This is a genomic window from Mesorhizobium ventifaucium (assembly GCF_935822925.1).
In the GTDB taxonomy this organism is placed as follows: domain Bacteria; phylum Pseudomonadota; class Alphaproteobacteria; order Rhizobiales; family Rhizobiaceae; genus Mesorhizobium; species Mesorhizobium ventifaucium.
Map to the genome: position 1 here is coordinate 18,079 of NZ_CAKXZS010000016.1, position 25,583 is coordinate 43,661.

The 25,583-nt window shown below is 62.8% G+C and carries 25 protein-coding genes; 14 read left to right on the top strand and 11 right to left on the bottom strand.

Annotated features, from left to right (window positions below):
• Positions 1–81: 81 nt before the first annotated feature.
• The 8 genes from NMG70_RS14805 to NMG70_RS14840 all read left to right on the top strand — a co-directional run bounded on the left by NMG70_RS14805 (position 82) and on the right by NMG70_RS14840 (position 8,798).
• A complete protein-coding gene (locus NMG70_RS14805; protein ID WP_254025220.1) occupies positions 82–978 on the top strand; it encodes a sugar phosphate isomerase/epimerase family protein in 897 nt (298 codons plus the stop codon).
• Positions 975–1,787, top strand: coding sequence for an SDR family NAD(P)-dependent oxidoreductase (locus tag NMG70_RS14810; protein ID WP_254025221.1), 813 nt, complete (start codon positions 975–977; stop codon positions 1,785–1,787). Before NMG70_RS14805 ends, NMG70_RS14810 begins: the two co-directional genes overlap by 4 nt.
• A gap of 345 nt (positions 1,788–2,132) precedes the next feature.
• The gene (locus NMG70_RS14815; RefSeq protein WP_254025222.1) at positions 2,133–3,320 is read left to right on the top strand and encodes a magnesium transporter; all 1,188 of its coding nucleotides are present in this window, start codon (positions 2,133–2,135) and stop codon (positions 3,318–3,320) included.
• A gap of 407 nt (positions 3,321–3,727) precedes the next feature.
• The gene (locus tag NMG70_RS14820) at positions 3,728–5,002 is read left to right on the top strand and encodes a tetratricopeptide repeat protein (protein WP_254025223.1); all 1,275 of its coding nucleotides are present in this window, start codon (positions 3,728–3,730) and stop codon (positions 5,000–5,002) included.
• A gap of 96 nt (positions 5,003–5,098) precedes the next feature.
• The gene (locus NMG70_RS14825) at positions 5,099–5,812 is read left to right on the top strand and encodes a FecR domain-containing protein (RefSeq protein ID WP_254025224.1); all 714 of its coding nucleotides are present in this window, start codon (positions 5,099–5,101) and stop codon (positions 5,810–5,812) included.
• Positions 5,813–5,823: 11 nt separating this feature from the next.
• Positions 5,824–7,746 carry a CHASE2 domain-containing protein gene (locus tag NMG70_RS14830; RefSeq protein ID WP_254025225.1) on the top strand — a complete coding sequence of 641 codons (1,923 nt, stop codon included), beginning with the start codon at positions 5,824–5,826 and terminating at the stop codon, positions 7,744–7,746.
• Positions 7,743–7,925: a hypothetical protein gene (locus NMG70_RS14835; protein WP_254025226.1), complete on the top strand. Its 183-nt coding sequence runs from the start codon at positions 7,743–7,745 to the stop codon at positions 7,923–7,925. Before NMG70_RS14830 ends, NMG70_RS14835 begins: the two co-directional genes overlap by 4 nt.
• Before the next feature lie 12 nt (positions 7,926–7,937).
• Positions 7,938–8,798, top strand: coding sequence for an alpha/beta hydrolase (locus tag NMG70_RS14840; protein ID WP_254025227.1), 861 nt, complete (start codon positions 7,938–7,940; stop codon positions 8,796–8,798).
• Between the two features lie 49 nt (positions 8,799–8,847).
• Here the strand turns inward: NMG70_RS14840 and NMG70_RS14845 are convergent, their stop codons facing one another.
• From NMG70_RS14845 to NMG70_RS14855, 3 genes are all read right to left on the bottom strand, one after another.
• Positions 8,848–9,747, bottom strand: coding sequence for a proline iminopeptidase-family hydrolase (locus NMG70_RS14845; RefSeq protein ID WP_254025228.1), 900 nt, complete (start codon positions 9,745–9,747; stop codon positions 8,848–8,850).
• Between the two features lie 284 nt (positions 9,748–10,031).
• Positions 10,032–10,928: an arginase family protein gene (locus tag NMG70_RS14850; RefSeq protein ID WP_254025229.1), complete on the bottom strand. Its 897-nt coding sequence runs from the start codon at positions 10,926–10,928 to the stop codon at positions 10,032–10,034.
• 298 nt (positions 10,929–11,226) lie between these two features.
• The gene (locus tag NMG70_RS14855) at positions 11,227–11,559 is read right to left on the bottom strand and encodes a LysR substrate-binding domain-containing protein (protein WP_436798392.1); all 333 of its coding nucleotides are present in this window, start codon (positions 11,557–11,559) and stop codon (positions 11,227–11,229) included.
• A gap of 14 nt (positions 11,560–11,573) precedes the next feature.
• Here NMG70_RS14855 and NMG70_RS14860 point away from each other — a divergent pair, with 14 nt between their 5' ends.
• On the top strand, positions 11,574–12,062 hold the full coding sequence (locus NMG70_RS14860) for a cupin domain-containing protein (protein WP_254025231.1): 489 nt from the start codon (positions 11,574–11,576) through the stop codon (positions 12,060–12,062).
• A gap of 17 nt (positions 12,063–12,079) precedes the next feature.
• On the opposite strand, the gene NMG70_RS14865 is transcribed toward NMG70_RS14860, so the two are convergent.
• The 8 genes from NMG70_RS14865 to NMG70_RS14900 form a co-directional block, all read right to left on the bottom strand.
• The gene (locus tag NMG70_RS14865) at positions 12,080–13,159 is read right to left on the bottom strand and encodes an ABC transporter ATP-binding protein (RefSeq protein ID WP_254025232.1); all 1,080 of its coding nucleotides are present in this window, start codon (positions 13,157–13,159) and stop codon (positions 12,080–12,082) included.
• On the bottom strand, positions 13,156–13,956 hold the full coding sequence (locus NMG70_RS14870) for an ABC transporter permease (protein ID WP_254025233.1): 801 nt from the start codon (positions 13,954–13,956) through the stop codon (positions 13,156–13,158). Before NMG70_RS14870 ends, NMG70_RS14865 begins: the two co-directional genes overlap by 4 nt.
• Before the next feature lies 1 nt (position 13,957).
• Positions 13,958–14,818, bottom strand: coding sequence for an ABC transporter permease (locus NMG70_RS14875; protein WP_254025234.1), 861 nt, complete (start codon positions 14,816–14,818; stop codon positions 13,958–13,960).
• A gap of 67 nt (positions 14,819–14,885) precedes the next feature.
• On the bottom strand, positions 14,886–15,890 hold the full coding sequence (locus NMG70_RS14880; RefSeq protein ID WP_254025235.1) for an ABC transporter substrate-binding protein: 1,005 nt from the start codon (positions 15,888–15,890) through the stop codon (positions 14,886–14,888).
• Between the two features lie 62 nt (positions 15,891–15,952).
• Positions 15,953–17,428, bottom strand: a complete 1,476-nt coding sequence (locus tag NMG70_RS14885) for an aldehyde dehydrogenase (protein ID WP_254025236.1) — start codon at positions 17,426–17,428, stop codon at positions 15,953–15,955.
• Complete coding sequence (locus NMG70_RS14890) at positions 17,425–18,477, bottom strand: LLM class flavin-dependent oxidoreductase (protein ID WP_254025237.1); 1,053 nt, start codon at positions 18,475–18,477, stop codon at positions 17,425–17,427. Before NMG70_RS14890 ends, NMG70_RS14885 begins: the two co-directional genes overlap by 4 nt.
• Before the next feature lie 6 nt (positions 18,478–18,483).
• Positions 18,484–20,277, bottom strand: a complete 1,794-nt coding sequence (locus NMG70_RS14895) for an alpha/beta fold hydrolase (RefSeq protein ID WP_254025238.1) — start codon at positions 20,275–20,277, stop codon at positions 18,484–18,486.
• Complete coding sequence (locus NMG70_RS14900) at positions 20,270–20,857, bottom strand: amino acid synthesis family protein (RefSeq protein WP_254025239.1); 588 nt, start codon at positions 20,855–20,857, stop codon at positions 20,270–20,272. The genes NMG70_RS14895 and NMG70_RS14900 overlap by 8 nt, the downstream gene beginning before the upstream one ends.
• A gap of 147 nt (positions 20,858–21,004) precedes the next feature.
• On the opposite strand from NMG70_RS14900, the gene NMG70_RS14905 reads away from it, so the two are divergent.
• From NMG70_RS14905 to kce, 5 genes are all read left to right on the top strand, one after another.
• Positions 21,005–21,676 (top strand): GntR family transcriptional regulator, encoded by a 672-nt coding sequence (locus NMG70_RS14905; RefSeq protein ID WP_254025240.1) that lies wholly within the window; start codon positions 21,005–21,007, stop codon positions 21,674–21,676.
• Between the two features lie 251 nt (positions 21,677–21,927).
• Complete coding sequence (locus NMG70_RS14910; RefSeq protein ID WP_254025241.1) at positions 21,928–22,515, top strand: sulfocyanin-like copper-binding protein; 588 nt, start codon at positions 21,928–21,930, stop codon at positions 22,513–22,515.
• A 260-nt stretch (positions 22,516–22,775) separates the two neighbouring features.
• Positions 22,776–23,582 carry an SDR family oxidoreductase gene (locus NMG70_RS14915; protein WP_254025242.1) on the top strand — a complete coding sequence of 269 codons (807 nt, stop codon included), beginning with the start codon at positions 22,776–22,778 and terminating at the stop codon, positions 23,580–23,582.
• An 11-nt stretch (positions 23,583–23,593) separates the two neighbouring features.
• Positions 23,594–24,541, top strand: coding sequence for a 3-hydroxyacyl-CoA dehydrogenase (locus tag NMG70_RS14920; RefSeq protein WP_254025243.1), 948 nt, complete (start codon positions 23,594–23,596; stop codon positions 24,539–24,541).
• A complete protein-coding gene (gene kce / locus NMG70_RS14925; RefSeq protein ID WP_254025244.1) occupies positions 24,538–25,500 on the top strand; it encodes a 3,5-dioxohexanoate:acetyl-CoA acetone transferase in 963 nt (320 codons plus the stop codon). The genes NMG70_RS14920 and kce overlap by 4 nt, the downstream gene beginning before the upstream one ends.
• Positions 25,501–25,583: the final 83 nt, after the last annotated feature.

The window sequence follows — 25,583 nt, forward strand, 5'->3', positions numbered from 1 at the left end:
TACGGACTGACCTACACTCTCGGCCTGCAGGGACGCGGTACGCCGCGGCACAATCCGGACGGGACGGGGCTGGAAGGCTTCATGGCGCTCGCGCAGGAACTGGGCGCACGCACGCTCGAGATCTATGAACCATGGCTGACCGACTTGCCGGACGACGAAATCGTCGATCTGCGCAGGCGTCTGGCCGCGCTTGACATTGTCGCGGTGGTAAGTGGCGGACTTCTGGTGGCAGGTCCGTTGGACAGCGCCTTTCGGGCGGCGCGCCTGCTCGAGGCGACAACGATCCGTATCGCGCTGACCCCCGTCCTGTGCGGTGACCGCAACGTCTGGGGCGGGAAATGGAGCGAGTTCGACGCGACGATCCGCGCTGCCTTGAAGGAATGGGGGCCGCGTGCGGCGGCCGAGGGCCGGATGCTCGGCATCGAGAACCATCAGGACTTCGGCAGCGACGAACTGGTCGCGTTCTGCGAACTCGCTGGGCCGGGTGTCGGCATCACCTACGATACCGGCAACACCTTCCCTGTCGGCGAGGCACCGCTTGCCTTCACGCGGCGGATTGCGCCGCACGTCTGTCATGTCCACCTCAAGGACTATCGCGTGCAGTTCACCGATGAGGGCTACCGTCTGGTCCGCTGCGCGATCGGCGACGGCGCCGTGCCTTTTGCCGGACTGGCAGCCATCCTCGCCGAGCACAACGACAGGCTGACGGCGGTGCTTGAGCCGGGCGCTCTGGAGGCCCGTCACGTTCGCTGCCTCAGCGACGACTGGTGGAACGGGTATGCGCCGAAATCCGCGCGCGAGTTCGCGGCCTGCCTGAATGCCGCGCGCGTGAACCGCCTTGCGGACGACGCCGACTACCGGACGCCATGGGAGCGCGACGATGACGGCGCGCTGGTTTCGTATGAGCTCGACATGATCCGGCGCAGCGCCGCCAACATGAAGAAGTTCGATTTCATTGCAAAGGAGAAATCAGCATGACTGCCCGAGAACTCAGCGGCCTGACTGCCTTCGTGACCGGCTCGGGACGCGGCCTCGGCCGCGTCATGGCCGATCGTCTGGCCGAACTTGGCGCGAACGTCGCGATCCACGATCTCGATTGGACCCGGCCATCGCAGTATGGCGAATTCGCAGACCTCGGCGAATCCGCCAGGGGTTTGGAAAAGCATGGGACACGGGTGACAGCAGTCACCGGCAACATCGGCGACAGGCAAGCCGTTGCCGAAATGAAGAGGAAGATCGAGGCGGAACTCGGCGATGTGCATGTTCTGGTCAACTGCGCCGGCGGGGACATCGGAGCCAAGGGGGTAAAGCCCAGCCCCAACAACGCGCTCGACATCGACTATGATGACATCAAAGTTCTGACCGAGAACAATCTCATCGGCACGATGCTGGTCTGCCAAGCGTTCATTCCGCCTATGGTCAAGCGCGGCTCAGGCTCGGTGATCAACATTGCCTCTGCGGCAGCGCATATCGGATGCTCGCCGGAGGTGGTCTACTCGACGCTTAAGGCGGCCGTCGTCCATTATACGCGTTGCCTCGCCAAGGAACTGATCGACGATGGCGTGCGCATCAATGCGGTGAGTCCCGGCGCCACCAAGACGGCACGGTTTCAAGCGAGCCGCGTCGTCGATCCGGAGCGCATGGATTCGAGCAAGAAATCGCTGAATCGCTATGCCGAGCCTGAAGAGATCGCCGAAGCGGTGGCCTTCCTCGCCGGTCCGCGCGGGCGCTTCATCAACGGGCAGGTCATTCGCGTCGATGGCGGTTTCACCATCTTCCCAGGTTGAATCGCGGCCGTTCACACCGCGAACTGTCGGGCTGAGCGCACCCCAATGAGCAGGGCCACGACGGCCCATTGCCGACCTTACTTCGTTGATGCGTGCGACGTGCTCGCAGAGCCCAGGAATCGACGGGTGAAGTTCGGCAACACGACAATTCTCTTGGCGACACGCTGACGTTACAGCCCGCTTGTATGCACCCACGCAATGGCTCAGATTTGTCTGGGGTCGGTCTACTCTGCGCCCTGAGAAGGCGAGATTTTCCGGATCGAGGCGCTGGGCCACTGCCCGCGGCAGGGCGGACCGCTCCTGTCTACACGTTCAGAGGCGCAACATTAAAGAATTGGGGGACAGATGAGGCAAGAGAACGACGTTGAGAAGTCGGTGCGCACGTTGCGTGCTCGAGCACCCGACGACGCGGCTGAATTGCTCGCCCGAGAATCTCCCGAGTTCATCCGAGACATATTAAAGTTGTTGCCGGATACGCACGCCCGGAAGGTGGCGGAGCATTTGCCTCCGGATATGAGGCCTATCAAGCCTCATAGCGACGGCAAGGATATCGCGGTCCGCGGATCCGTCGTCGAGTTGATGGACCCGATCCCCGCCAGCGTTCCTGTCGGGACGACGGTAGCCGCCGCCGTGGAGGCCGTCAGGCGCGCGGAGGTGCCGACCGAGTTGACTTACCTCTACATCACGGACGAGGGCGATAGACTGGTTGGCCTAGTGGTCTTGCGCGATCTGATGCTGAGCGAGGCCGACGCGACGGTGGATCAGATTATGCTGCCGAAACCGTTCGCCCTTCACGTCGATATGCCTTTGAGCGAAGCCTGCAAGGCGGCGGTACGCCGCCACTACCCTGTCTATCCCGTGGTGGACGTGGAGAACCGGCTGCTCGGGCAGGTTCGCGGTTGGCGGCTGTTTGAGCAGCAAATCATCGAAATTTCTGCCCAGCCTGGCCAGATGGTGGGCGTCCAGAAGGAGGAGCGTTCTTTCACGCCACTGGTTTCAGCCTTCTTGAAACGTCATCCTTGGCTGCAGCTCAACCTGCTGACGGCCTTCATAGCCGCTTTCGTGGTCGGCTCGTTCACAGGCACGATCGAGAAGATCGTCGCGTTGGCGGCGTTCCTCCCGGTGTTGGCCGGACAGAGCGGAAACACCGGCTGCCAGGCGCTGGCTATTACGCTGCGTGGCCTCGCCTTAGGGGATGTGGACAAACGACCGAAGCTGCACCTGGTGCTGAGGGAGGGAGCGCTCGGGATCGCCAACGGCTTGCTCGTCGGTCTGGTGGCGGCTGCGGCCATGTGGTTCTACGCTTCACGGCAGCCGGACTCGGCATCCCAGGCGCCCATGCTGGCACTTGTGATCCTGCTCGCCATGTCCGGATCGTGCCTCATGTCCGGGATCTCCGGCGTGCTGATCCCGTTGGGCCTGCGGAGGGTCGGCGCCGATCCGGCCGTGGCTTCGGCGATCTTCCTAACCACCGTAACCGATATCGTAGGCATGGGCCTGATGCTGGGGCTGGCCACCATACTGGTGCTGTAGTCCGTCGCGCCGCTTGAGCGCCGGGCGCCGTGCTGTGCCGCACTGGCGATCCGGCGGACCGACTGTACCGAAGACCTTCGGATGAGCCACATTTGACCCAAGATGCGTCAGACGGCGGTCAGATTCGTGCAGAATTTCGTAAACAATGTTGATCTTGTGGGCAGCGCAACCCACGGATGATTATGATTTGTCTTAGTTGCCGTTTGTAGCGAATACTTTCTTTGGGTCCAGCAACGCTGAAAAGATGTTTAGCCAACCAGAGTAGGAGAAATGCGAATGAATCCGATAGTTTGTTGCGCAGCTGCAACAGCTGCTGAAGACTCGGAATATCCCGTGACAGTTCTGTCGCTTTTTTTCGTGGCGGCGTGCTAGATCCGCTGCACTAGTCGGGTTTGGGGGTTCTCGGCATGCATTCCTCGTTTTCAATGATTTTCGGCTTCGCCGCAGCGCTGCTTTGTACCGGCATATTGCCGGCCGGCGCACAAGGTCTCTATCCGGCCTATGACGATGCGTTCTCGGCACGTATTGCCAATCCGACCGACAACGGAGCGCTAGCTCAATTCGTCACAGTTGCCGTCAACGCAGGGCAGTACGATCAGGCGATCTCGTCGATCGAGCAGTACCTCGTCAAATATCCTCGCGATGCGCGCGCCCGGCTCGCGGCCAGCCGGTTGTACTATCATGTCGGCTCCTATGAATTGGCCCGGCGGCAGGCGCAGTACGGGCTCGAGGTCGGGGACCTGTCTGGGGATGAGCAGCAGGAAGCCGTTCGCCTGCTCGCCCGCATCGAGCGCGCGTTACGTGGCGTCACCTGGGAAATCGCTCTGACTGGCGGCATGTTCAGCGAATCCACCGATTTTGAGCCGGGCGGGGCCGAAGACGACCGCACCTTGGTCTCGCCCTATGGGCGGGCGGAAGGCTTTGTCCGATGGGATCTCGGCACGCCAAGTGCTGATTCACTTGTCCTCTCGGGCTCGTTGGCAGCGACAAAGCGCTTTTTCACCGAAGACCTGTCGGTTCCCGGTGCCGAGGAGACTTTTATCAATGGGAACGCCGCCCTTACCTTGGACAAGGGACTGCCCAACAGCGGGATCGATTCGCTACGGCTGCTGCTTTCCGCGTTCGCCGTTACGGATCGCTTCGACAGCGACGTTCACGAGACCGGTGTCGGTCTAAGCGGGCGCTTCCTCGTGCGCCCCACCGTCGAGACAACGCTGTTTGCAGGTGCTGGCTACATCGATCTAAGCGGCTCGAAAGGCATCTTCGCCGATGGCAGGGTCTTCTACGAGGCAGGCGGCAGCTACCGCTTCCGTAATGGCCAGGCGCTGGGAGTGCGCCTGGTCGGCTCGACTGACTTCGCCTCCGGAGCTGGCGAAATCGGCCGCAGCTACATGGGAGAGGTCCGCTACGGCGGCGTGGTGATGGAAATACCGGACCTTTTCGTATGGTCTCACCAGGTCGCCGTCTCGGCCGGCCACAGCGACACTCCCGACTTGTCCTTCGGCATCGGCACAAACGTAGAGAGCGACTTCTGGGGCATTGCCTCGGAAAGCGATTTTCAGCTTACTGAGTCGCAGAAGGTCAGTGTCGACCTCGCCTACGGCGAAACCGACTTCGAGATCGCCAGCGACGACCGAAATTCATTCGAATTGCTCGTGAGCTACACGTTGACGCTCAACTGAAAGAGGCCGCGGATGAGGATCCTGTATCGTCAGATAGCCACTTGTATCGGCTGTCTTGCCTTTGCGGCACCATCTGCCGCCGAAACGGTCGGGTCCATGACGGCCTACCAGACCAACATCATCCGCAATGACGGCGAGGCGATGAACGTCGGCGCTGGCGTCGAACTCGGCGACCAGCTGCGCAGCAATATCACCGGTCTCGGAATGCTCGTGTTCCGGGACGAGTCGAGCGCCAAGATTGGTCCGAACACCAGCCTGACGATCGATGAATTCGTCTACAATCCGGGGTCCCGATCAGGAAAGATCGACATCGGGATGAAGAGCGGCCTGGCCCGTTTCTACGGCGGTCAGGTTTCGAAAGGCGGCGACATGCAAGTTGCGACGCCGCACATGGTGCTCGGAGCCAGAGGCGGCATCATCGAAGTGCTTGTGATAGCTGGTCAGAGCGTCGGCATACTGCGCGCCGGCCGCATGACCTGCATGATGAATGGCCGCAAGGTCGTAATCACAAACCCGGGTCACGCCTGCACGTCGGACAATGACAAACTGCTGACCGGCTACGGCGGTATCGACACCTTTCCGATATTGGACAGCATCGATCGGATAGCCGGCACCGGCCTGCCGGGCGAACCGGGTCCGGGGCTGAACGTAAGCGCGATTTGTGCGTCAGCACTCGGCAGCTCGCTCAAAGCCTGCAAGTCCACCGACGGCGCATTGCCAGGAGTGGTCATGGAGTTCCCTGACAGCCCAACGCCCCCTGTAGGCAGCGGGGTGGATGAGGATGATGACTGCTTTCCCGACTGCCGGTAAGGCCGGCCGGCATGAGCCCCTCAATTGATTGGCGGCGGGCTGCCAGGCTGAAAATACCTGGTCTTGCGGTCGTACTCTTGCTGCTCGCTTGCCATTCTGCTTTCGACGGGCCGCTGTCGCGCCTGCGCGAGCGCACGTACGACCTCTACCAGTCCCTCGCTCCGCGCCAGGCGACGAGCAATCCTGTTGTGATTGTCTCGATAGACGATGCGAGCCTTATGGCATATGGGCGATGGCCCTGGAATCGTGGCCTTTTGGCCGATCTGGTCGACGGTGTCGCCGAGTCTGGTGCCGCGGTGATTGGGCTTGCGCTGGTGCTGCCCGAGGCTGACACCTCTCCTGATGGCATCGCCGGAGACAAACGCCTCGCCACCGCACTGGCGAAGAATCGAACGGCGCTCGCCGTCAGCCTGGGCAATGAGGCAACGGTTTCAGAAGCAGAGCCCAAAGCCGGCTGGTCGATCGTCGGGCAAGTACCCGAGACGCTTCCTGGCTTCACCGGTCTGACAGGCTCGCTTCCTAATTTCTCGAGCGCCGCAGCAGGCCTCGGCGTAATTCGCACTCTGCCCGATCCCGACGGCGTATTACGCCATGTGCCGCTGCTCTGGATCCGAAATACGGCTCAAGGCGTGCAGCTCTGGCCGTCCTTTGCGCTCGAGCTCCTGCGCCTCTACGCTGGAGAGAACGGCTACGTAGCCCGGATGAATGCCGCCGGGTTTGACGCACTCAGGATGGCCGGAACCATTGTGCCACTCGAGCCGCAGGGCAGCATCCGCCTCTGGGAAACCGACACCAACACGCCGCGCATATCTGCCAGTAATATCCTTTCGGGCCGCGGCGATCCACTGCTGCGGAACGCCATCGCCATTGTTGATCTGTCGGCCGTGGGATTGACCCAGTATCTGCCCACCCCGACGCGTCCGGCGCGACCAGGCGTGGACATCCACGCAGACGCAATCGGCCAGATGCTTGCCGCGCGCTATCTTGTAGAGCCAACGCAAGCGCGTACGCTGGAGCGGCTGTGGCTGGTCCTCAGTGGCATCGTTTTCATCGGGCTTTCGGGAGTGCTCGCCCAGCGTGTCATGCTTGGCGCATTCGCTCTGGCGCTCCTGGTTGCCACGCCCTTCGTGTTTGGCGCTCTCGAATACAGCCTGCAGGGTGCGCTCTATGACCCACTGCAGCCGGCGCTTGCGACGATCATCATAGCTGGCTCCGAAGGCTATGCCCTCTACGGGCGCAGCGAGCAGCGCCGGTCCACCCTGGCCCGGCAGTTTTCGCAATTTCTGTCGCCCTCCGTGGTACAACGGCTCGCAAATTCGGATACCGAAGCGATCCTGTCCGGAGAGAAGCGCGAGATCACAATCCTGCTGAGTGATATACGCGGCTTCACGGCGATGAGCGAACAACTCGATGCCCAAGAAATCGGAAAGGTGGTCAACCAATTCCTCGGCCTTGCGACCGATGAGATACTCAAGCGGGACGGGACCATCGATAAGTTCATGGGCGATGCCGTGCTAGCTTTCTGGAACGCGCCGCTTGACCAGCCAGATCATCGCGAGCGCGCGCTCGAAGCGGGGCTTGCCCTGATCGAACGGGTGAAGCGCGAAAACGCCGCGTTCACCGCGCGCGGGCACCCCCCTATTGAAATCGGCGTCGCCATCGAGACTGGCATCTGCTCCGTCGGGAATTTCGGCTCCGAACGGCGCTTCGATTACACCGCGATCGGCTCACCGGTGAACCGCGCGGCACGGCTCGAGTCAACGACCAAAAAGCTGAGCATCCCCCTGGTGCTTGGTCCCGGATTTGCGCAGGGAGCATCGATGCCGGTTGTCCAGGCGGGTGTGTTTGAACTGCAAGGCTTCAAGGGCGAGGTGCCGGTTTTCACCGTTCCGGAGATATACCCCTCGTCGCGATCTGCCGAGGAAGTCGTATGATGTTTGGCACCGGCTCAACTCGCTACCTCATTGGCAGCCGGCGAGCGAAAGCCAAGGGCGGCGGAAATCCGATGGGCGGCCCGGGCTACGATGTCGCCTGGTGGCTGCCCGAAAGGACCTTCCAGTTCACGACGCGGGCCGACCAGTATACGCTAAACATGAATGCCAAGACTGTCTGAGGAGTTGTAGACTTGACCAGCATAGCCACGGGATCCGTTGCGGATCGCGGCCGCGCTACATACGATCTTGGCGCGACCGCCATCTTTGCTTCTAAATCAGACCCACGCTTCCATTATTGTCTGTATGTGCCGCCTGCGGTGGGAGAAGGCGCCAAAGTCGATCTGCTGGTCGCCATCCACGGTACAGGCCGCACCTCGTTCCTGGGTTTTCGCGACGCGTTCGCCGAGTTCGGACGCTGGAACGACTGCGCCATCTTGTGCCCGCTGTTCCCAATCGGCGTTCTCGGCGACGACGCCCGCAGCGGATATAAATACATGATCGAGGGCGACATCCGCTACGATCAGGTGCTGCTCGCCATAGTCGAGGAAGTCGTTGCAAAATATCGTCAGGACTGGACCCGCTTCGCCATGTTCGGATTTTCCGGCGGCGGGCATTTCACCCATCGCTTCGCCATCCTCCATCCCGACAGGCTATGGGCGGCTTCGATCGGTGCGCCGGGCTCGGTGACCTTGCTCGATGCCGGGCGGGACTGGTGGATGGGCATTCGTGACCTGCCGGAGAAGTTCGGCATCAGCTTCGACGCCGCGGCGCTGGCAAAAGTGCCTGTCCAGATGATCGTCGGCGATGCCGATCTGGAGACCTGGGAAATCACGCACGTCCAAGACAGCAGCCATTGGATGCCGGGCGCCAACGATGCCGGGCGAACGCGGCCGGAACGCCTCAGGACGTTGTGTCGATCGTTCGAGGAAGCGGGTGTGCGCGTGCGCTTTGATTTGCTGCCCGGGGTAGCCCACGAACGCGACACGGTGCTCGATTCGGTCAAGGATTTCCTGGCCCAGGTGCTCAAGGAACGACGTAACGCATCAGGATGAATGCGATAGCCGGCCCTGCACCGACAGGCCTGCGCAAAACAGGCAGGCCTCAATCGTATTTGGCCACAAAGCGTCCGACGGCGGCGAGGCAATCATCCTTCTCCTCGACATGCGGCATATGGCTGGAATTCGGGAATACCATGCCTTCGACGTCGGGAATATGATCGAGAAAGGGCTGGACGCAGGCTTCGGTCGCTTCGTCGTAAAATCCGCGGAACGCCAGGGTCGGCGCCTCGATCAGATGCAGGCGGTCGACAATGGTCCAGTTCCGCATCGTGCCGATGACGTGGAATTCATTGGGTCCGTTCATGGTGTGATAAACCGTCGGATCCGCGTCGATTGCCGCGAATGTCCGGGCTACTTCCGGCGGCGTTGGGAGGACACGGCAGACGTGGCGGTCGTAGAACGCCTTGGTTGCTGCAAGATAATCCGGGTGATCGGTGGTCCCGGCTGCCTCGTGCCGGTCAAGCACGCTTTGCACATCGGCCGGCAGCCCGGCCCGCAATTGCAGCGCGCCTTCCACCCATAGCGCCATCGAGGCCAGTGAATTGGCCAGGATCAATGCCTTGAGCCCGGCAGGGCATCGCACGGCATGTTCGGCCGAGAGAATGCCGCCCCAGGACTGGCCGAGCAGGGCGTAGCGCTCGGTAATGCCAATGTGAGCGAGCAGCGCATCGAGTTCGCCCAAAAAGAAATCGACGGTCCAGAAGTCGCCGCCCTTGTCGGGCAGATGGGTCGATTTGCCGTTGCCGATCTGATCGTAGTGGATGACCGCCCGCCCGGTATCGGCAAGCTCCTTGAACGAATCGACATAGTCGTGGGTGCAACCCGGCCCGCCGTGAGCGACGACCAATGGCAGCTTGCCCGATTTGAGATCTCCGATCACGCGGTACCAGGTGCGGTAGCCCCTGTAGTCGCTGAATCCTTCGGTGGTCGCATGTGCCGTCACAGTTCCAAGCTCCGCGTCATGGCGCGGCAGGAACCGAGTGACGGACCCTCCCAAGCCTTGTTTGCGGCCGACGGTACTAAGCCGCCCGGCGCATTTACAGCTAGCACTATTAATAGGTTTGCCCTGGCGGGAGGAGCCCTCAGGTGGGGAGCCTCAATGCTCCGGCTCGAAACGGTCGCCTGGACGCCTGCCATCCAGGCGGCGGATAAGGCGCGGGATTCTCGTTCGGCGGTGGTTGCATATGGCGCTTCAACGCCACCCGATAGCCGATAGGTGCCGTGGGCTTAAACGGGCGCGGCTGTGCCGAGCGCTGCGGCCAGGACATCAGCGAGGCAACGGCCGGCGCTGCCGTCCTCGTCAAGGCGCGGATTGTAGATGGTGACCTCGATCCCGACTGCCTTTCCGCTCGCCAGGATGATGCGGAGCGCCGCCGACAGTTCGTCCCAAGACAGCCCGCCCGGTACGCGGAAATCGACCGCCGGCATGATCGCATCGTCGAGGCAATCGGCGTCCAGATGGATGAAGAAGCCGTCGAGTTCAGTCCGCGTCATCTGGCCAACGGCCGCTCGGGCGGCGGCTTCGACGCCCAGGCGGCGGATGGCGTGGAGATCGTACGCCGTGAGCTCCGCTGGCAAAGGCTGGCTGCCGAATTCGGCCTGGTCCTCGTGGTCGCGAAATGCGAAGGCAACGACGTCCTCGGAGCGGACCAACGGGCGGCGGCCCTCCAGGTCGGTCAGCAGCGCCGGCCCATAGCCGGTGACGAACGCCAGTTCCATCGACGCGCCTTCGCTGTTGGGCTCGGCCTCGGGCTGGAAGAAGTCGGCGTGGCCGTCGATGAAGAACAGGCCGTAGCGGCCGCGCCGGCGCAGCGCCAGCATCGGACCCAGCAGGATCGTACAGTCGCCGCCCAGCACCACCGGGAATTCGCCGGCGTCCAGCAACTCCTCCACGGCGTCGGCGAGCTTGGGCGACCACCCCGCGATCGCCTTGGCATTCAGCGTCAGGGTGGCAGGGTCGGGCTTCGGGTCTTTCGGTGGGACCGCCAGCCGCCCGGCGCGGCGCGCATGGATGCGTTCGGCGAGGCCCAGTTCCAGCAGCCGACCGGGCAGGGCTTCAACGCCGTCGGTCGCCAGACCCAGCGAGGACGGCGCTTCAAGGAGGGCATAGCGGCGGCTCGGCATCGGATGCTCCAGCTATTGCGAGTGAGAACCGGCGTAACGCCGGCGGTCTCAGCTACTGAGCGCTGCGCGGCTGCCGGTTTGATGGCCTAGTTTTACAGCCAAAAAACTCACCCGCAGCCGGCGTAACCTCAGTACCTGGGCGAAACCGAGGAGATTTCAAGCCGATTCCCTGTTGAAGGCAGGATCGCAAGTTTCTGACCGATGGGAGACCGTTTTTGAGCGCATCAGAAAGAGCGTTGCGCGGCCGGATCAATGGATTGCCGTGGCTCAAGACGATTCAAAACGGGGCGCCCTTCTCTCAAAGGCCTTCGTCCCAATACGGGGTGCGTCCAATGCATCGCGCAAGGTGGTCGACAAAGGCACGGACCTTCATCGACATGAGTCTGTTGCTGGGGTAGACGGTATAAATCGTGCTGGCTGGAGCCTCCCAGCCATCCAGCACGCGGCGCAGCGCGCCGGTACGCAGCGGCTCCGCCACCGCCCATGTGGGCAGTAGGGCGATGCCGATGCCGTCGAGCGCGGCAACGCGCAGCATCTCCGCATTGTTGCTGCGAAGATTGCCATTCACGGCCACCCGCACCTCGTCAATTTTGCCGGCAGGGCCTATGTCCTGGTGAGCCACCCGAACCACGAAGGAGATCGACGATGGATGGCAAAGCTAAAGCGGCCGAAGCGTTCGTTCGCGAGCCGGCGGTCGGCTCGACGCTCAACGTTTTGGGAATCACCCATATCTACAAAGCCACCGGCGCCGAGACCGCGGGGTCCTTCTCGCTTTGGGAGTCCGTGGTTCCGCCGGGGGCGGGAACGCCACCGCACACCCATGCCCGAGAGGATGAAGCCTTCTATGTGCTGAGCGGCGAACTCATGATCGAACTCGAGGGCCAATCCACGCCCCATCGCGTTGCGCCCGGCGGCTTCTTCTTTGCCGCACGCGGTCGGCGCCATGCCATCCGCAATGTCGCCGACAAGCCAGCTCGCGTGCTCGTCTTCTGCGCGCCGAGTTGCGGCCTTGATCAGATGTTTGCGGAAATGGACGCCGCGACCACCGCCGGCATGCCGGAAATGGCAAAGGTCGTGGCCATCGCCGCCAAATACGGAGTTACCATCGAGGCGCCGGCTGATCCGCCGCGCTGAGGTCGAACGATCGTCTGTCAGGCCGGAAACAAAAATGCGGCGGCGGGATCGAAAAAAATCTGCTGTCCGCGCGGGGCGATGCCTTCCTGTGCTTGCGCCATGTCGGATGTCGGTCTGACGTCGATCTCCTGGCCGGCGGCGGTGCGTGCGATGACGCGCCGCCGCTCGCCGAAGAAGGCGGTGTCGATGAATTCGACCGCAAGCCCGGCCGTGGCCGCGCCGGGTCTCAGCCGAAACGCTTCCGGCCGCACCATCAGCCGGGTCTTCTGGCCTTGGCTGAACTCCCGATCGTTCCTGACGCCGGAGACGACCGAGCCATCGGCCAGGCGGATCGTGGCGGAGCCGTTGACGGTTTCAAGATGCTCGGCCGGCAGGAAATTGGAATTTCCGATAAAACTGGCCACGAATTCGCTCGCGGGTCTCAGATAGAGGTCCTCACCGGTGCCGATCTGCTCGATGCGCCCGTCACGAAACAGCGCGATGCGATCCGAAAGATGCAGCGCCTCGTCCTGGTCGTGGGTGACGTAAAGGATCGTTACGCCGGTTTCGCGATGGATGCGCCGTATCTCGGCCTGGATTTCCTCGCGCAGCTTCTTGTCGAGCGCCGAAAGCGGCTCGTCCATCAAAAGGATCGGCGGATCGTAGGCCAGCGCCCTGGCAAGCGCCACGCGCTGCTGCTGTCCGCCGGAAAGCGCGCCGGGATATCGGCCGCCGAAACTCTCGAGCCGCACCAGCGACAGCATCTCGGCGACTTTTCGGTTCACCTCGGCGTCCGGCCGGCGGCGCACGCGCAACGGAAAGGCAACGTTCTCGGCGACGGTGAGATGCTGGAACAGCGTGTAGCGCTGGAACACCATGCCGATGTTGCGCTTGTGCGACGGCACCGACAGCAGCGACCTGCCTTCGAGAAGAACGTCGCCGGATGTCGGCTGCTGAAAGCCGGCGATCGCGTAGAGCGTCGTCGATTTGCCAGAGCCGGAAGGGCCGAGGAAGGTCAGGAATTCGCCCTTGGGTATGTCGATGGTGACATCGTGCACGGCGACGAATCCGCCGAACGCCTTGCGCAGGTCGCGAATGGAGAGGAACGGTTTGGTCATTTCGACAATTTCCGCCGAATGAGTGCGGTTACGATCATCAGGCACAGCGTCAGAAGAACGAGAAGGCTGGAGGCTGCAGCGATGACCGGGCTAAGATCCTGGCGCAGGCTGCCCCAGATCTTGACCGGCAACGTCTGCGAGGTGGGGCTTGCCATGAAGATCGCGACCACCACCTCGTCCCATGAGGCGAGGAAGGCGAAGATCGCCGCCGAAAAAATCCCGATCTTGATCGCCGGCAAGGTGACCCGGAGTTTTGCTTCGAATGGGCTTGCGCCGCAGACGATCGCCGCATCCTCGATGGATTTGTCAAAACTTTCGAGTGCCGCGGTGATCGGAATGATGGCGAAGGGCAGTGCCAGGACCGTGTGGGCGATGACAAAGCCCGCCGTGGTGCCGCCGAGCCCGATCCGCAGGAAGAATGCATAAATGGCGATGGCAAAGACCACGACCGGCAGCACCATTGGCGTCAGCAGCAGGCCGCGAAGCACGTTGCGCCCGCGAAATTGTCCCCTGACCAGGGCGAAGGAAGCCAGCAGCCCGACGACGACGGCAAGAATCGCAGCCATGGCGGCAATGCGCGCGCTGGTCAGCGCCGCTTCGAGCCAGGCCGGATCGGCGAAGAGCTCCCCATACCATTTCAGCGTCCAGCTTGGCGGCGGAAAAGCCAGCCACCGCGACGACCCGAACGACAAAAGCACGATGAACACCACCGGCAGCAGCAGAAACGCCGCAACCAGGCCGGTGAAACCCAGCAGTGCTGCACGCAGCCAGCCCAGCCGGTCGTAGTCGAGCAGCATCTCAGATGCCTCCTGTCATGCGCCTGGCGCCGACGAGACGCAGTTGCAGCGCGTAGAGTGCCATGGTCACCAAAAGCAGGATGAAAGCCGCAGCACTTCCGAGCCCCCAGTTGAGCAAGGACTGGATCATCTGGGCGATCATTGCGGCGAGCATCATGTTGGAGATGCCGCCGAGCAGCGTCGGCGTCACGAAATAGCCGAGCGACATGACGAAAACCATCAGGCCGCCTGCAGCGATTCCCGGGAGCGACAATGGCAGCAGGATGCGGCGGAAGGCGTCGAACGGGCTCGCGCCGCACAGGGCGGCGGCGCGCAGCGTCATCGGATCGATGGCGCGCAGGGTTCCGACCAGTGGCAGAATCATGAAGGGCAGCATGATGTAGACCATGCCGATGGTGACGCCGGTCAGGTTGTTGATCAGCGGCAGCGGCTCGCTGATCAGGCCGATATCCATCAGCGTCCGGTTGATGACGCCGGTGCGTTGAAGCAGCACCATCCAGGCATAGGTGCGGGTGAGCAGATTGGTCCACATCGACAGGATGATGATGCCGAAGACGATCGAGCCGAGGGCGGGCGGCATGATCGCCAGCATCCAGGCGACCGGAAACGCCACGACGACAGTGACGGCGGTGACGACGGTGGCGACCAGAAAAGTATTGAAGAAGACCCGCGCATAGGTGCCGTCGCCAAACAGCGTGGCGTAGTTGTGCAGGCCCGGCACGGGTTCGGTCACGCTGCGCAACAGCAGCGCAAGAACCGGCACCACGAAGAACAGGGCGATAAGAGTTAGCGCCGGCAGGGCGCCGCCGATGCCATCTGGCCTTCGAAGGATCGATGGTCGATGAAGCAAATTGCCCGACATGGCGATGATCCCGTCAGATCAGGCGGGACGCCCTGCAGCGTCCCGCCGGTTCATGTGAAATCTGCTTCTATTTGGCCTGCCAGGCGTACCAACGCTCCGCGATCTTGTCGCGGTTTTCAGCCCAGTAGTTCATGTCGAGGTTGATCTGCCCGTCGACATAGGCGTCCGGCAGCGACTTGACGACATCGGCCGGCATTTCGGCCTTGGCTGCCGTGTTGATGGGGGCATAGCCGCTTGCTTCAGCAAACATCGCCTGGCTTTTCGGGCTTGTCGCAGCGGCCAGGAATTTCATGGCGCTCGCCTTGTTCTTCGACCCCTTGGGGATGACGAGCACGTCGGCGGCGGTCATGTTCTGTTTCCAGGATACGCCGACATCGGCGCCGTCCTGCTCGAGGGCGAAGACACGTCCGTTCCAGAGCTGGCCGAAGGCTGCTTCACCGGAAGCGATCAGCTGTTGCGACTGCGCGCCGCTGTCCCACCAGACGATTTCCGATTTGATCGTGTCGAGTTTCTTGAACGCCCGGTCGAGGTCGAGCGGATAGAGCTTGTCTGCCGGCACGCCGTCGGCCAGCAGCGCGATTTCGATGACGCCCGGCGCCGACCATTTATAGAAGGTGCGCTTGCCGGGAAATTTTGTCAGGTCGAACATGTCGGCCCAGCCTGCCGGTTCGCCCGACACCGCCCCTTTGTTCCAGGCAAGAACGAAGGAGTAGTAGAAGCTGCCGACCGCATGGTCGGTGGTGAAGCGAGGATCGAGATCGGTTTTCGGCACGACATTGAAATCGATCGGCTCGAGCAGGCCGTCCTTGGCCGCTTTGATGGCGAAATCCATTTCGACATCGACGACGTCCCAGGCGACGCTGCCGCCTTCCACCATGGCCTTCAGCTTGCCGTAGTCGGTCGGGCCGTCCTGCAGGACCTTGATGCCGGAGCTGGCTTCGAACGGAGCAGCCCAGGATTTGGTCTGCGCTTCCTGGGTGGTTCCGCCCCAGCTGGTGAACACCATTTCATCGGCCCGTGCGGCAGTGGCTGCCAGGAGTCCGGCCAAGATGCCGGTCAAAATCAGTTTCATGTCATTCTCCTCTGTTGGTTGCTTTCTTGTTTTTGTGAAATTGCGCGATCGCGGCGCTGCCCTCATCGCATGACGAACGGATCCGGGATCGGCTCGTCGGATACGCGTATCCAGACGGATTTCGAGCGCGTGTAATCGCGGATGGCGTCGAGCCCGCCCTCGCGGCCGAGCCCCGACTGACCATAGCCGCCGAACGGCACGAGCGGCGAAACGGCGCGGTAGGTGTTGACCCAGACGACGCCGGCATGGAGGTCGCGCGCCATGCGGTGCGCCTTGGCGAGATTGGTGGTGAACACGCCCGAAGCCAGGCCGAACGGCGTATCGTTGGCAAGCGCCAACGCCTCAGCTTCCGTGTCGAAGGCGAGAACGCTGAGCACCGGACCGAACAATTCCTCCCGAACGCAGGGCAGTGCTGTATCCTCGGCGTCGATGATAGTCGGCGCGTAGTAGAAGCCGTTCGGATGCTCGTCGGGCCTTTTTCCGCCGGTGACCAGCGTCCCGCCATTGGCGAGGCTTGTCGCAACGATCTTCTCGATCCATTCCCGCTGGCGTGGCGTTGCCAGTGGTCCCATTTCGGTGGCCGGATCCTGCGGATCGCCTGTCCTGATGGCCTCGGCCTTGTGCTTCAGCCTGTCCAGCAACTCGGCCTTTATCGAACGCTCGACAAGCAGCCGCGAGCCGGCGACGCAGCTTTGTCCAGACGCTGCGAAAATCCCGGCGACGACCGCGTTTGCCGCACTGTCCAGGTCTGCATCGGCGAAAACGACAACCGGGCTTTTCCCGCCCAGCTCCAGCGTCGTGTAGGCGAGATTTTCCGCCGTGTTGCGGATAATCGCGCGAGCGGTCAAAGGCCCGCCGGTGAAGGCGACGCGTGAAACCAGCGGGTGACTTGTCAGGCGTCGGCCGCAATCGTGCCCGAATCCGGCCAGTATGTTAACGCTACCGGCGGGAAATCCGGCCTCATGAACGAGTTCGGCGAAGGCCAGCAGCGGCGCTGGACCGTCCTCCGAGGCTTTCAGGACGACTGTGCAGCCGGCGGCCAGCGCCGGGCCGAGTTTGACGGCGGAAAGGAAAAGCTGCGAGTTCCACGGCACGACGGCAGCGACGACGCCGATCGGCTCGCGCCTGATGGTGACGTCCATATCGGCCTTGTCGATGGGCACATGCGAGCCTTCATGCTTGTCGGCAAGCCCGCCATAGTAGCGGTAATAGTCGCCGACATAGGCGATCTGGGCGCGGGTCTCGCGGATGATCTTGCCGGTGTCGCGCGTCTCCAGTTCCGCCAGCCGCCCCGCATTGGCGACGACGAGGTCGCCGAGGCGCACCAGCAGCTTGCCGCGCGCCGTCGCGGTCAGCGAGGCCCACGCGGCCGAGTGCAACGTCCGGTGCGCCGCCTCGACGGCGCGGTCGACATCGGCTTCGGTTGCGGCGGGCATCGTCGCCCAGGGCACGCCGGAGGACGGATCGATGCTTTCGAAGGTGGTTGTCGGCGTATCGAACGCCCCATCTATGAAGTTGCTGAAGGCCACAAGGGTCATTGCCGCCTCCCATGCCCGAAGGCCGGCATCACCCTGTCGACGAACAGCTGCAGCGACTTCTTCTTGCGCTCGTGTGGCAGGCCGCTGTCGATCCAGATCGAGTACTGGTCATAGCCGAGCGCCTCGTATGCCTTCAGCCGGGTGATCACCTCTTCGGCTTCGCCGATGACCAGATTCTGTCGGATTTTTCCCGGCGCGTATTGCGGCATGGCTGCGATCTCGTCGTCGGAGAGCGCTTCCAATATGCCTTGGCGAACCGGCTTCTTGTTCTGGAACCACGCGCCGAACTGGCAGTAGAACAGCGACAGGTCCTTCGTCAGCTGCTCCGCATCGGCGGCGTCTTCGGCAACGAATGTGTGCATCAGCAGCATGATCTCGGGGCGGGTCATGTCGGGATGCGTCGCGCACGCTGCGTTGAAGCGCTCCATCAGGCTGGTTACCTCGTCATCGCCGGAGGCGAGCGGCGTCACCTGGACGTTGCAGCCGTTGGAGACGGCGAAGTCGTGCGAGTTCGGATCGCGCGCCGCCACCCAGATCGGCGGGTGCGGTTTTTGCACCGGCTTGGGCGACGACGTGGTCGAGGGAAACGACCAGAATTCGCCGGACATCTCGAAATCGCCTTCCCAGAGGCCCTTGATGGCCGGGATGATCTCGCGCATGCGCTGGCCCGCGCCCCAGGCATCGAGCCCAGGGAACAGGCGCTGGTATTCATAGCTGTAGGCACCGCGCGCGATGCCGATGTCGAGCCGGCCGCCGGTGACGACGTCGGTCATGGCTGCTTCGCCGGCGAGCTTGATCGGATGCCAGAACGGCGCGACGACCGTTCCTGTGCCGAGCCGGATGCGCTGCGTCCTGGCGCCGAGATAGGCGATGTTGATGAACGGGTTTGGCGAGATGGTGAACTCCATGCCGTGGTGCTCGCCGATCCAGGCCGTCTCGAAACCTGCCGCCTCGGCCATCACGACCAGTTCCTCAAGCTCGTCGATGAGCTCGGCATGCGGCTTTGCCGGGTCCGAGCGTTCCATATGGACGAAGAGCGAGAACTTCATATCTGTTCACCCCGAAGTGTTCATGGCTACCGGCTTGGCGAGCGGACGGACTTCACCTTCGACTGCGTTGCCGACATAGACGCCAAACGCATCCTCCCGACATTCGCGAACGTAGCGGGCGAGCATCGAGCGCACAGCAGCGTCGGCGATGTTCAGTCCGGCGATCCTGTCGATGTCGACGAGCCGGACCTGGCGATCGCTGGAGTGGGGCACGTCTATCGTGCCGCGGTAGTAGACATGCGTTCGCGACGGGCTTGCCGCGTCGTCCCAGACCGCAAACAGGAATCCGAGATGCGCCTCGATGGCTTTCGCAGCGAGGCGTCCCCTAAGGCTTCGCGAGTCGCCGGGCGCCCCGAGCCCTCGGCCCGCCGGCAGTTCGAAAAAGCCCTCGGCGGTTTCGAAGAACAGCACGCGGCCTCCATCTTCGAGGATCGCGCCGACCTCCATGTCGGGTGGCGCGGCCGCCAGCGCTTCCTGGCTGAGGCCGGGCGAGACATAGGCGCCACGGCAGTAGCCGAGCGGCTGCGATGAATTGTGGGAAAATTGGCGAACGCGGCCGATGAGGATCGAATGGTCGCCGGCGTCGACCAATTGCTCCATATCACAGTCAAACGTCGCCACCGATCCACCGAGCAGTGGGCTGCCGGTCTGGCCGAAGCGCCATTCGACAGCCGAGAACTTGTCCTGCGATTTCGAAGCGAAGACGCCGGATGCGGCTCGCTGTTCCTCCGAGAGCACGTTGATGGCAAAGCACTTCGAGGTCGAAAACACCGGATGGCCCAGCGCTTTCTTGGCGATGCAGACCAGCACAAGCGGCGGATCGAGCGAAACGGATGTAAACGAATTGGCGGTGAAGCCTCGCGGCTCTCCTTCCGGCCCGATTGCGGTGACGATGGTCACGCCGGTCAGGAAGGAACCGAGCGCCCGCCTGAATTCACCCGCGTCGAATTCTGTGTCCATCGTCGGTCGCTCCGATGTGCTTGCGCCGTCGTTGCTCTCGAGAAAATCGACAATGCGCCGTGTGACCGTGTCGGGCGAGGCTACGGCCATCATGTGTCGTTCGCCCTCCAGAACGGTGCAGCGACCGCGCGGCGCGAGGCGTGCCATCGCCGCCGACATCGCAGGTGAGGAATTTCTGTCCTGCGAGCCGGTCATGAACAGGGCCGGCACCGCGAGACCGGAGAGACGATCGCCATGCGCCGCATCGGCATGGGCGAAAAGTCGGTAGGTGCGCGCATAGCCTTCGCGGTTGACGCTTTGCAGTGCCGCGCGCGTCGTCCTTGCCGCCTCTGCCAGGCTGTCGGGGACCGGGTCGCCGAACCAGCGCGCGATCGTTGCGTCCGCCCCTGACGGGTTTTCCGCGCTATTCAATTCGGCGGCGCGCTCGCGCACCGCCTGCGCAAGCTCTGCCGGGCGGCGAAACACCGCGTTGAGCGACACAAGGCTGCGGACCCGTTCGGGTGCGTCGAGAGCGATTTCCTGCCCGACCAGCGCCCCCATCGAATGGCCGACGATCGAGACCGCATCCAGGCCAAGGTGATCAAGAAGCCGGATCGCCTGTCCGGCATAGTCGGCAAGGCTGGCGTCCCTGGACGGCAGCGGCGACTGGCCATGTCCCAGAATGTCGATCGCGATGACATCCCATCTGTTTTTCATCAGCTCGATCTGGGGTGCCCAGATCGCCGCGTTCATGCCGACGCCGTGGATGAGGAGGACCGGCGCGCCGGATCCGGCACGGATGTAGCCGGTGCCGTCAGGCGCCGTTCCGCGATGCCAGCCAAGGTCCGTCAGCTCAGCCATGCAGGTCGCCGACCTCCTTGAGATCCTGGTAGCGGTCGCCGATGCGGTGATGCGGTCGCCCGCCGATCGAGGCGCCAAGCGCCACCACCAGCTCGTCCGGCGCCGGCGCGTCGCCGATCTGGAAATGCACCGTCAGGTAGTGCGAACGTCGGCCTTCATCGTTCTTGTCCATGAGCGGGATCATGATCGGCGTGTTCGGCCCGCCGCGCAGGTTGGTGAATGCAAGATAGGTCTTGGCGCCGACGGCACGCCGATAGTGGTTGCCGAAATGCAGCGTGTGGATGAGCGCCGAGGCATGCTCGATCTCGCCCGACGTGCCGCAGATTGCGGCCTTGCCGTAGCCTTCGATGGCTTCGCCGGATCCGGCGACTGCTAGGATTTCATGGGTCAGCACTTCCCCCAGGACCGGCGCATAGGCGCGGATCGCGGGCGAAAGGTCGTCGGTGAAACCGCGTCCGGCCCAAGGATTGGCGAGCACTGCCGCCACGCCGATCAGGCGCAGCGGCCGGGGGGCCGCCTTGCCGCCTTCAATCAGCGTGTTCTCGACATAGGTGACGATTTTTCGGATGGCCGGCTTCATCGAATCCTCGGTGGTCGGGTCGGCTGAGGCATTCGGTACAGTTCCCCTTTCGCCTCACTGTCTTATGGTATACCATACTATCGAAGACCAAATCGCTTGTCAACGGATCGCCGAATCTGTTTCTTGCGGGTACTGGGAGGTGATGAATTGGCCGACGACGCACTGAGGATCGAGCGATCCGCCAAGACGCTGAGGACGCTGGCGCTGGAGCGCATGCGCGACGCGATCATGGGGTTTCACTTCCAGCCCGGCGAACGATTGGTCGAGCGCCCGCTTTGCAATCAGCTCGGCGTCAGTCGCTCGGTGGTGCGCGAGGTTCTGCGGCAGTTGGAGACTGAGGGCCTTGTCCAGATGATACCTGGCCACGGACCCGCCGTGGCCAGGCCGGATCTCAGCCGCACCGATGAGATTTATGAACTGCGCGCTCTGATGGAGGGCATCGCGGCGCGCGCCTGCGCGCTGACGGCGACTGAGGATCAGATCGCCGCGCTTGAGCGCGCACTGGATGTGCTGCTCACGGCGTGGGCCTCAGCCGATCCGATCGAGGTGATGCGGGCGACGACAAAATTCTATGAAGTGCTTTTCGATGCCGCCGACAAGCGCATCGCCTGGGAGATCGTCCAAGGCCTGAACGTCCGCATCAACCAGCTGCGTTCCATGACCATCGCTTCGGTGAATCGTCGCGATGCCGCAATCGCCGAAATGACCGACATCATGAACGCGATCAAGTCGCGCAACGGCGATGAGGCCGAAGCGGCGGCCAGGCGGCATGTGGAGCAGGCGTGGCGAATTGCACAACAGACTCTTCGCGATAGCTGAAGCAGAAACTGCACACTACGGAATCGCCCGTCGCCCTCGCACTGACGCACTGCAGGCAATGCAAACGCGCATCCAACCCGATGAAATAGCAGCAATGGCGCTGTTTCTGACTGCTGACGATAGCGCATTTTGGGTTTGCTGGTGTGGATGCTATTTCGAGCGTATTCTCTTCCTTAGGGAACAAGCCAGGTCGACCTCGATTGGCGGTCGCTTGCGCTCGGCCGCCCGCTCGGGAGGAGCCTCTGATTGCGATGGCGCGCTTTGCTCACCTTGCCCTTCTCGCCGTCGCCTTGGGATTGTTGCCCGGAATTGCACTGGCTGGGGAGCCTTTCGTCCCGAGCTGGATCAAGAACGATCCTGCAGCCAAGACAGTAGCCATAGAGATTGTTGCCGATTGGAACCAAGTCGAGCGGTATCGCAGGGACAACATCCGGACCGACATTATTGACTTCAACGGTTACTGGGGCGGCAATCTCACCATCGTCGTACCAGCGGAATGGTCGGTAAAGATCGAGTTCATCAATGGCTCCTCGTCTTTCCCGCACAGCCTGATGGTGACCAGGGTCTACGCTCAGTCAGAGATGCCGGTGAAGTTGACGGCCGAGGATGCGATCTGGGGGGTGTACACCGATCCGCCAGAGGGAATTAAAATCAATGAGAGGAGGCAGCTTAACTTTGTTGCGCGGCAGGCCGGGAGCTATTTCCTCGCCTGTGCGAGGCAAACGCACCTGATGGACGGACACTGGATCGGATTCGAGGTGAGAGACAGCATCGAGCAGGCCGTGGCAATCATAGACGAAAACAAATTTCCGCAGGAGCAGCCTCCAGGGCGCCCTTAGGGGCTATGCGAGCTGGCCGCGCATTATGGCTTGGTCGTGAAATCCATGCAAATCCATGACGGCTTATCTGGAACTCGAGAGAGTATTGGCGTGCCCGAGCAGGTTAGAACTGCTTCCCGCTTGCCAAGCCACCAGCGAGGTCGCGCTTTCGTCACTATTTCAGCTGCCCTATGCCACAAGGGCAATTCTGTACGACTTGGTCGTTCTGGGCGCTGTCATGGCGCTGCGCGAACGGCGGCTGCAATGAGAAGGGATACACGATGAGCAAAGGGGCGCCGACATCGGCGGACGATTTTCTGACCGGGCTGAAGGGGCAGCGCGTGCTGGTGACGGCAGGTGCCGGCGGTATCGGCTTGGCCATTGCCGAAACGCTGTCGCGGCTCGGCGCGCGCATCGTCGTTTGCGACGTTTCCGACGAGGCGCTGGCTGCTGCTCCGGACAAGATCGCCCTCGTCGCCGCGGTCAAGGCCGATGTCTCGCGCGACGACGACGTCGACCGGCTGTTCGAGACGGTGAAGGAAAAGCTCCGCGGGCTCGACGCGCTGATCAACAATGCCGGCATCGCCGGCCCGACCGGCGGCGTCGACGAAATCGATCCGGCGGGGTGGCGGCGCTGCATCGACATCTGCCTGACCGGCCAGTTCCTCTGCGCCAGGCGCGCCGTGCCGCTGATCAAGGCGGCGGGCGGCGGCTCGATCGTCTCGATGTCGTCCGCCGCCGGCCGCCACGGTTACGCTTTCCGCACCCCCTATTCGGCGGCCAAGTTCGGCGTCATCGGTTTCACGCAAAGCCTTGCCAAGGAGCTCGGGCCGCACGGCATAAGGGTCAACGCCATCCTGCCCGGCATCATCGAGGGACCACGCATCGACAAGGTCATCGCCGACCGCGCCAGGCAGCTCGGTGTGTCGAATGAGGAGATGACGGAGCGTTATCTCCAGAACATCTCGCTGCGCCGCATGACCAGCCCCTATGACGTCGCCGCGATGGTCGCCTTCCTGCTGTCCGATGCGGCGATCAACATCTCCGGCCAGTCGCTCGGCGTCGACGGCAACGTCGAAACCCTTTGAGGAGCCCGACCATGGTGAAAGTAGCAATTGTCGGCAGCGGCTTCATCGGGCGGGCCTGGGCGATCAGTTTTGGCCGCGCCGGTCATGACGTGCGGATGTGGGACCAGTCGCCGGCCGCGACGACCGGCGCGCATGATTATATCGCCGGCGTGCTCGGCGACCTCGCCGCGAACGATCTGCTGCGCGGACAGGCAATCGATGCTGTGCTTGGCCGCATCGCCGTCGTTGCGGAACTGGGCGAGGCGCTGGCCGACGCGGTCCATATCCAGGAGAACACGCCCGAACGTCTGGACGTCAAGCGCGAGGTGTTCTCCCTGATCGATGCAATGGCCGGTCCGCAAGCGGTGATCGCCAGTTCCACCTCGGCGTTGCTGCCGTCGAAATTCATCGACCATCTGCAAGGGCGGCACCGCTGCCTGGTCGTGCATCCGATCAATCCGCCCTATCTCATCCCGGCTGCGGAAGTCGTGCCGGCGCCATGGACCTCCCCCGAGACGGTCGAAAGGACCCGCGCCTTCCTCGTCGCCGCAGGCCACGCGCCGCTGGTGATGAAGCACGAACTCGACGGCTTCATCATGAACCGCCTGCAGGGCGCGCTCCTGGAGGAGGCTTTTCGACTTGTCGCCGACGGCTATGCCAGCGTCGAGGATGTCGATATCGGCATTCGCGACGGGCTGGCGCTGCGCTGGTCGTTCATGGGGCCGTTCGAAACGATCGACCTCAATGCGCCGGGCGGCGTACGCGACTATGTCGAACGCTATCAAGCGATCTATTCCAACATTTTTCCGCAAACGCTGCGCCGCGTCGACTGGGCCGGCGAGGTCATCGAGACGGTAGAGACCGACCGCCGCAAGCGCCTGCCGCGGGAAGAGCTCGGCGAACGGCAGGTGTGGCGCGACCGCCGGCTGATGGCGCTGGCGGCGCACAAGAAAAAATCGGATCAGGAGTTCGGACGATGACGGAAACAAGCCACAAGCCCGGCGCTACGCAGACCAGGAGCAAAATTATCATCACCTGTGCGGTGACGGGGGCGATCCACACGCCGACCATGTCGCCCTATCTGCCGATCACGCCGGACCAGATTGCTTCAGAGGCGATCGCCGCGGCGGAGGCGGGTGCGGCGATCCTGCACCTGCATGCCCGCGACCCCGAGACCGGCAAGCCCGACCAGACGCCGGCGGCCTTCGCCCGCTTCCTGCCGCGCATCAAGCAGGCTACCAATGCCGCCATCAACATAACCACTGGCGGCAGTCCCTACATGAAGGTCGAGGAACGCGTGCGCCCGGCCGCCGAGTTCAAGCCTGAGGTCGCCTCGCTCAATATGGGCTCGATCAATTTCGGGCTCTATCACCTCGTCGACAAATACGAAACTTTCAAGTTCGACTGGGAAAGGCCGCATCTGGAAGCGACACGCGACCTGGTCTTCCGCAACTCGTTCAAAGACATCGAATACATTCTTGCGACCTGCTACGACAACGGCACGCGCTTCGAGTTCGAGTGCTACGACATCGCCCATCTCTACAATCTCTCGCACTTCGCCGATCGCGGGCTGGTCAAGCCACCGTTCTTCGTGCAGTCGGTGTTTGGTCTGCTTGGCGGCATCGGCACCCATCCCGAAGACGTCGCCCATATGAAGCGCACCGCTGACCGGCTGTTCGGCGACCAGTTCCGCTGGTCGGTGCTCGGCGCCGGCGCCAGCCAACTTCGCATAGCCGCGCAGTCGGCAGCCCTTGGCGGCAACATCCGCGTCGGGCTCGAAGACAGTCTTTGGGCCGGCAAGGGTAAGCTCGCCAAATCGAACGCCGAACAGGTGGTGCTTGCCCGCAAGATCATCGAGGGACTCGGCATGGAAGTGGCGACGCCCGACGAGGCGCGCGAAATTCTGTCATTGAAGGGCGGCGACAAGGTCGCGTTCTGAGGCGGCTCGCCTATCGCCACGACGGTGGCGCCGATAGGTCAACCGTCGATGCAAGGCTTCCTCTGGAATGCCCCACGTCTACG

Bases quoted from the DNA above. Each gene is read 5' to 3' on its own strand.
- NMG70_RS14805 (WP_254025220.1), top strand. From the start codon at position 82: ATGGCGCTCGCGCAGGAACTGGGCGCACGCACGCTCGAGATCTATGAA.
- NMG70_RS14810 (WP_254025221.1), top strand. From the start codon at position 975: ATGACTGCCCGAGAACTCAGCGGCCTGACTGCCTTCGTGACCGGCTCG.
- NMG70_RS14815 (WP_254025222.1), top strand. From the start codon at position 2,133: ATGAGGCAAGAGAACGACGTTGAGAAGTCGGTGCGCACGTTGCGTGCT.
- NMG70_RS14820 (WP_254025223.1), top strand. From the start codon at position 3,728: ATGCATTCCTCGTTTTCAATGATTTTCGGCTTCGCCGCAGCGCTGCTT.
- NMG70_RS14825 (WP_254025224.1), top strand. From the start codon at position 5,099: ATGACGGCCTACCAGACCAACATCATCCGCAATGACGGCGAGGCGATG.
- NMG70_RS14830 (WP_254025225.1), top strand. From the start codon at position 5,824: ATGAGCCCCTCAATTGATTGGCGGCGGGCTGCCAGGCTGAAAATACCT.
- NMG70_RS14835 (WP_254025226.1), top strand. From the start codon at position 7,743: ATGATGTTTGGCACCGGCTCAACTCGCTACCTCATTGGCAGCCGGCGA.
- NMG70_RS14850 (WP_254025229.1), bottom strand. From the start codon at position 10,928: ATGCCGAGCCGCCGCTATGCCCTCCTTGAAGCGCCGTCCTCGCTGGGT.
- NMG70_RS14860 (WP_254025231.1), top strand. From the start codon at position 11,574: ATGGATGGCAAAGCTAAAGCGGCCGAAGCGTTCGTTCGCGAGCCGGCG.
- NMG70_RS14865 (WP_254025232.1), bottom strand. From the start codon at position 13,159: ATGACCAAACCGTTCCTCTCCATTCGCGACCTGCGCAAGGCGTTCGGC.
- NMG70_RS14870 (WP_254025233.1), bottom strand. From the start codon at position 13,956: ATGCTGCTCGACTACGACCGGCTGGGCTGGCTGCGTGCAGCACTGCTG.
- NMG70_RS14875 (WP_254025234.1), bottom strand. From the start codon at position 14,818: ATGTCGGGCAATTTGCTTCATCGACCATCGATCCTTCGAAGGCCAGAT.
- NMG70_RS14880 (WP_254025235.1), bottom strand. From the start codon at position 15,890: ATGAAACTGATTTTGACCGGCATCTTGGCCGGACTCCTGGCAGCCACT.
- NMG70_RS14885 (WP_254025236.1), bottom strand. From the start codon at position 17,428: ATGACCCTTGTGGCCTTCAGCAACTTCATAGATGGGGCGTTCGATACG.
- NMG70_RS14890 (WP_254025237.1), bottom strand. From the start codon at position 18,477: ATGAAGTTCTCGCTCTTCGTCCATATGGAACGCTCGGACCCGGCAAAG.
- NMG70_RS14895 (WP_254025238.1), bottom strand. From the start codon at position 20,277: ATGGCTGAGCTGACGGACCTTGGCTGGCATCGCGGAACGGCGCCTGAC.
- NMG70_RS14900 (WP_254025239.1), bottom strand. From the start codon at position 20,857: ATGAAGCCGGCCATCCGAAAAATCGTCACCTATGTCGAGAACACGCTG.
- NMG70_RS14910 (WP_254025241.1), top strand. From the start codon at position 21,928: ATGGCGCGCTTTGCTCACCTTGCCCTTCTCGCCGTCGCCTTGGGATTG.
- NMG70_RS14915 (WP_254025242.1), top strand. From the start codon at position 22,776: ATGAGCAAAGGGGCGCCGACATCGGCGGACGATTTTCTGACCGGGCTG.
- NMG70_RS14920 (WP_254025243.1), top strand. From the start codon at position 23,594: ATGGTGAAAGTAGCAATTGTCGGCAGCGGCTTCATCGGGCGGGCCTGG.
- kce (WP_254025244.1), top strand. From the start codon at position 24,538: ATGACGGAAACAAGCCACAAGCCCGGCGCTACGCAGACCAGGAGCAAA.